Raw genomic sequence first — 5,843 nt, 5'->3', positions numbered from 1 at the left:
CTCTCCGATTCGGACGATGACTTCAATCCCGAGATCAACACCACCCCGCTGGTGGACGTGATGCTGGTGCTGTTGATCATCTTCATCATCACGGTCCCGGTCATGAACAACGCCGTCAAGATCGACCTGCCGCGCGCCACCGCCCAACCCGATACGCTCAAGCCGGACAGCATCAACCTCGCCATCGATGCCGACGGCAAGACCTTCTGGAACGACGAACCGGTCGATAAGGGGCAACTGCAGGCTCGCATCGGCAAGGCAGCCTCCGCACCGCAGCCGCCGGAACTGCATCTGCGAGCAGCTCGCACCACACCCTACGAAAAAGTGGCTCAGGTGATGGCCATCGCACAGGCAGGCGGGCTGGCCAAGATCGGTTTCGTGACTGATCCACGGCCATGAACCCGATAACGACCCGATAAAAAAAAGAAGACTGGCCGGCATTGCCCGGTCGGTCCATTGCATAGCCAAATCAACTCCCTCTCTCTCCACATCCACTGCGAGTCCGACATGAATTCCACACGCATTGCCCGTTTCCGTCCGTCCACCATGCGCCGTGCCCTGCTCGGCGCCGGCCTCCTGCTGGGCAGCGCCGGCCCGCTGATGGCGCAGGCCGATGACAGCGTCCTGCCCCAGATCACCGTCACCGACAGCGCCGACAAGAAGAAATTGGCCGAGAAGGTCAGCAGCGGTGCCCTCGGTGAACGCTCCGAACTGGAGACGCCGTTCTCCACGCGTGCGGTCAAGAGCGACGAGATCGAAGATCGCCAGGCCACCTCGCTGGCCGAGGTGCTGAAGTACGACGCCAGCGTCAGCAACAACAGTCCGGTCAATGGCACGCACCCGGCCACCATCTCGGTGCGCGGCCTGCGCCTGGATGACCTGAACGGCTACAAGATCGATGGCCTGGCCAACATCAACCGCGGGACTGAAATGCCGCTGGAGATGTTCGAGCAGGTGGAAGTGCTCAAGGGCTTGTCCGGCTTCATGTATGGTTTCGGCTCGCCGGGCGGGATCATCAATTACGTCACCAAGCGCCCGACCGATGACACCTTCTTCGCCACCGATCTCGGCTATGCCAGCGGCGGTACCTGGAAGGAACATGTCGATGCCGGTGGGCGCTTTGGCGAGGACCAGCGCTTCGGTTACCGCGTCAACCTGGTCAACGAAAGCGGCGATACCGAGGCCGATCACGGCAGCATCAACCGCCAGTCCATCGGCGCATCCTTCGATGCCCGCCTCACCAGCGACCTGACTGTGCGGCTGGATGCCATCTACCAGCGCCGCATCGCCACCGGCGGCACCGATGTCATCGTCAGCGGCTTCAGGATTCCTTCGCCGCTGGATGGCACGACCCGGCTCTACAGCAATGGCTCCTTCACCGATGTCGATTACCGCCTGGTGACGCTGAGCGCCGACTACCGTCTTTCAGATGACTGGAAGGCCAGCGTCGCCGTGCGTCACTCCGAATCGGTACGCATCTACAAGAAGGACCAGTACTACATCACCAGCAACAGCGGCAATTACCGTGACCGTGTGACCTCGGAATACCACGGCTATGAATTCAACGAAGCGCAAGCCATGGTGCAGGGCAAGGTGCGCACCGGATTCCTCCAGCATGAGCTGGTGTTCGGCGCGATGGCGCAGAACCTGCTCTCGACCTCCTCGGTCAATACGCCCAAGCCTTACATCGGCACCGGCAACCTGTATGCGCCGACGATCTACTCGGCCGACAGCGTCAACTACAGCGGCGGCACTTATCGCGATGAAAAGACCACCCAGACCGCGCTCTTCGCCAGCGACACGATGAAGTTCGACGAGCGCTGGTCGGTGCTGGCCGGTGTGCGCTATACCAACTACATCGATACCGCCTACAGCACTGCCAACACCACCAGCGCGCGCTTCACCGCCAATCCGCTGAGCCCGACGGCAGCCGTGATGTACAAGCCGCGCGCCGATACCACGGTCTACGTCAGCTATGCCGAAGCATTGGAGCAGAGTGCCTCCGCGCCGACTACTACCGTCAATGCCAACCAGACCTTCGCGCCGATCAAGAGCAAACAGGCCGAAGTGGGCGTCAAGACCGAGCACGATGGCTGGAACGGCAGCCTGGCACTGTTCCGCATCGAGCGCGGCTCGCAGTACATCAACAGCGCTAACGTCTACGTGGCCGATGGCCAGAGCGTGTATCGCGGCGTGGAAGCCAATGGCTCGCTGCAGCTCACGCGTGATTTGAGCCTGGATGGCAGCGTCATGGTCATGGGGTCGGAGATCACCCACGCTGCGGCCGCGGTCAACGGCAAGCGTGCCGTCGGTGCGGCCGATATGCAGGCCGGTGCGCAATTGACTTACCGCGTGGCAGCCTTGCCGGGGCTGCAATTGCATGCCGGCGCGCAGTATGTCGGAACCATGGCGCTGGATTCGGCCAATGCCAACATGCTGTCGCCATACAGCCTGTTTGATGCGGGGCTGAACTATCGCACCCGCATCGGTGGCCACATGACGACCTGGAGCGCCAACATCACCAACCTGGCCAATCGCAAGTACTGGACCTACTATCAGGAAACTTACCTGAACGTGGGTGCGCCGCGTACCCTGAACCTGAACGTGCGCGCAGACTTCTGAGTGCCAGGGTTTTCTTGATCCGCAAAGGGTGAAACAACATGATCGGTGGCATGTTCTCCAATCAGCCCGCAAGGGCCTGTGTCTGGCTGACCGGCTTGCTGCTGGCCGCCAGCCTGGCGCAGGCCGCCGATCGTGATGATCGCCAGACCAAGACCCCCTACGCACCACGCCAGACGATGGCCAGCCTGGAGCCGGTTCCGCCTGGATATGAACCGGTGTTCACGCAACTGCTGGCGCGCCATGGATCACGCGGCCTGACGGGGATGAAATCCGATCTGGCCTTGTATCGCCTTTGGCAGCAAGCCGAACAGGAGGATGCGCTGACCCCGCTGGGCCGCGAACTGGGACCGGCCTTGCAGGCCATGCTGCGCGCCAACTTCCTGCTGGGGGCCGGGGTGCCAGGCATCAGCCAGCCCGGCTATGGCAACGAGACCCGGACCGGCTTGCAGGAGCATGCCGATCTGGCGCACCGGATGGTGCAGCGCCTGCCCGGCCTGTTCGATCAGGCCGGCAGCGCCGGGCGCGCGGTGGTCGTGGTCAGTTCCGGCAAGGATCGCGCAGTGGACAGTGCCGAGGCCTTCACCCGGGCGCTGCTGGTGGTCCGCCCTGGTCTGCGCGACCAGGTGCGGGGGCCGTCCGGCGATGCCTATCTGCTGTATTTCCACCGTTTGCCCAAGACGCCCCCGGCAGAGACCTCCGGCGCGGATCCTCAGCAGGCGCTGCGCCTGCAGACCTGGCGCGACAGCCAGGCCTACCAGGCTTATGCTCGCAGTCCGGCCTTACAGGCGCAACTGGCCCGCATCCGGCAGGATCCGCGCTTGCAGGAGGCGGCCGATGTGGTCCTGGCACGGCTGTTCAAGCCAGATTTTCTGAGCCGGCTGGGGCAGGGGAGCTACCGTTTCAGCAACAGCGGCACGCTGACATTTTCCAGCGCCGATGGGCGTTACACCAACACGCTGACCGGCGATGGCCGCAGCGTGATCGTCAACGGCTTGCAGGCCGCCTGGGCGCTGTATGACCTTTATGCCATCAGTGCCGGCATGCGCAGTGAACTGGAGCAGGCTGGCAGCGATGTGAAGGAGTTTGAACGATTCATGCCACCGTTGGCGGCGCAGCGTTACGCCGAGGCTGAAGATGCTGAAGACTTCTACAGCAAGGGGCCGGGCATGGTAGAGCAGGGCGATGTGTCCTGGCGCATGGCGCGCATCCTGCTGCAGGATTTTTTTGATGAGGCTGATGCCATTGAGCGCGGGCAGCGCCGCCATCTGGCCAAGCTGCGTTTCGCCCACGCCGAGATCGTGATCCCGCTGGCTGCGCTGCTGGGCCTGCCCGGCGCATCGCAGCAGGTGACCGAGCGCGCGCCCTATGCCCCGGCCAGCAATGGCTGGCGTGGCGCGCTGATCGCGCCGATGGCCGCCAACCTGCAATGGGACATGTTCGCCAATGCCGCAGGCCGCACCGTGGTGCGCCTGCTGTACAACGAAGCGGAGATGGATTTCAAGCCGGACTGCGATGCTGCGCGGCTTTCGCCGGGCAGCCATTACTACGACTATCGCGCCTTGCGGGCCTGTTACGGATCGGCCCGCAAGGCCGAACAGCACAATCAGAACTGATAGCTCACGCCCACCCGCAGCACCGGATACAGGTTGTAGCCATGCACCTTGTCGCTGAGCTGGGCGTTTTCGGCCGCCACGTCGGTGGCCAGGCGCGCGCAGATTGCGGCGGGGGCGTTGCAGCCGGAGTTGCTGACCGAGGTCGAGGCATTGCCCTGGAACATCACGCCCAGGTCGGCCGTGAAGCCCCAGCCCGGCTTGGCCGGGGCGACTGCATTGCCCCAGCCCAGGCCCACGTAGGGTGCGAACTTCTTGAAATCGATGCGGCCATCGACCTGGCCTGCCTGTGAAGCGGTATAGACGTTGCCATTGATGGTATAGATGCCGTTGGCCTTGGGTTTGCCGGTGGCGTCGATCTTGTTGCCGTTGTAGACCACGCCGCCGGAGAGACGGAAGCCGTTGTCGAACGGGAACCAGTCCAGCAGCGCATCGAAGGTGCGCAGCTTGGCTTTGGCATCGTAGTTCACATCATTGGTGCTAGAGTTGAAGGAATAATCAAAATAGTTGACCCCGAAGCGGGCATTGAGCTGTTGCGCCAGCGGCACGCTCAGGTGGACGCCCACACCGGTAGTGCCGAGTTCGCCACTGAGGCCGAGATTGGCGGCCTGGGCGGTGCTGCCAAGGGCAGCCAGGCTGATGAGACAAGCGCAGGAAAGTTGGAAACGGTGCACGAAGAAATCCCCCGGGATTGAAGATGAAAGACGGTCAGATGCCGTCCATCGCAGCCTAGGGTTTGGCGCATCGCTCTGTAAAGCGCGACAATGCCGAAAAGCAATCAAAAACGGCAGGAGGAACACGCCGCGTGACATTGACACCACAGGCGGCCGCTTCAGCCTTCCTGTTGATGCCGTTCCGGCAACAGGTCCTGCCCCTTTGATGCACATCAATGCGGTCCCGAAGTGATCTGTCTATTCTGCAAGCTCCAGTCAATACCAGCTCGCCCGGTGGGCTCGCGGCCCAGCGCATGTGCGCGCCGCGTCAGTCCGGCGTGGCAGCCGGCCAGGAGCATCGCATGCAAGTCGCCCATCCGTCAATCCTGCATCCATCCGCCAGTCTCGCCGGCATGAACAAGGCCGTCCTGCGCAAAATGGACCAGCGTGGTCCGCGTTACACGTCCTATCCCACGGCAGATCGCTTTTCGAGTGACTTCGCCGTCACCGACTACCTGCATGCGGTCTCCGACCGCCGCAACATGAGCGCCTGGCGGGCGCTGTCGCTGTACCTGCACATCCCGTTCTGCGACACCATCTGCTATTACTGCGCCTGCAACAAGATCGTCACCAAGAACCGCGCCAAGGCCTCGCTCTACCTGAGCTATCTCAAGCGCGAGATCAGCATGCAGGGCTCGCTCTTCTCCGGCATGAACCAGGTCGAGCAGTTGCACTTCGGTGGCGGTACGCCGACTTACCTCTCCGACGAGCAGATGTCGGATCTGATGAGTCATATCCGCCACAGCTTCACGTTGGCTCCGGATCACGTGGGTGAATATTCGATCGAGATCGATCCGCGCACGGTGTCGGTGGCGCGTGTCCACAAGCTGCGTGAGCAGGGGTTCAACCGCATCAGCCTGGGCGTGCAGGATTTCGATCCGGAAGTCCAGCTGGCGGT

5 protein-coding genes are annotated in these 5,843 nt (G+C 62.7%); 4 read left to right on the top strand and 1 reads right to left on the bottom strand.

Features of this window, described 5'->3' with window-relative positions:
• The 3 genes from B3873_RS24970 to B3873_RS24960 form a co-directional block, all read left to right on the top strand.
• The coding region (locus tag B3873_RS24970; protein ID WP_286869708.1) for an ExbD/TolR family protein at positions 1–399 on the top strand (399 nt) is incomplete at its 5' end.
• A gap of 108 nt (positions 400–507) precedes the next feature.
• Entirely contained in the window at positions 508–2,622 is a 2,115-nt protein-coding gene (locus B3873_RS24965; RefSeq protein WP_286869707.1) for a TonB-dependent siderophore receptor, read from the top strand.
• Between the two features lie 50 nt (positions 2,623–2,672).
• Entirely contained in the window at positions 2,673–4,235 is a 1,563-nt protein-coding gene (locus tag B3873_RS24960; protein WP_286869705.1) for a histidine-type phosphatase, read from the top strand.
• Here B3873_RS24960 and B3873_RS24955 read toward each other — a convergent pair.
• On the bottom strand, positions 4,226–4,780 hold the full coding sequence (locus B3873_RS24955; protein WP_134224133.1) for a hypothetical protein: 555 nt from the start codon (positions 4,778–4,780) through the stop codon (positions 4,226–4,228). The genes B3873_RS24960 and B3873_RS24955 overlap by 10 nt on opposite strands.
• A 467-nt stretch (positions 4,781–5,247) precedes the next feature.
• On the opposite strand from B3873_RS24955, the gene B3873_RS24950 reads away from it, so the two are divergent.
• A partial coding sequence (locus B3873_RS24950) for a radical SAM protein (RefSeq protein ID WP_286869704.1) occupies positions 5,248–5,843 on the top strand: 596 nt, incomplete at its 3' end.

It is taken from the genome of Herbaspirillum sp. UBA812 (assembly GCF_002296545.1).
Taxonomy (GTDB): Bacteria; Pseudomonadota; Gammaproteobacteria; order Burkholderiales; family Burkholderiaceae_D; genus Herbaspirillum; species Herbaspirillum huttiense.
The sequence above is the reverse complement of the archived record's forward strand: the minus strand, read 5'-3'. Positions and strand labels throughout refer to the sequence as shown.

Coding starts and splice junctions, on each gene's coding strand:
- B3873_RS24965 (WP_286869707.1), top strand. CDS start 508: ATGAATTCCACACGCATTGCCCGTTTCCGTCCGTCCACCATGCGCCGT.
- B3873_RS24960 (WP_286869705.1), top strand. CDS start 2,673: ATGTTCTCCAATCAGCCCGCAAGGGCCTGTGTCTGGCTGACCGGCTTG.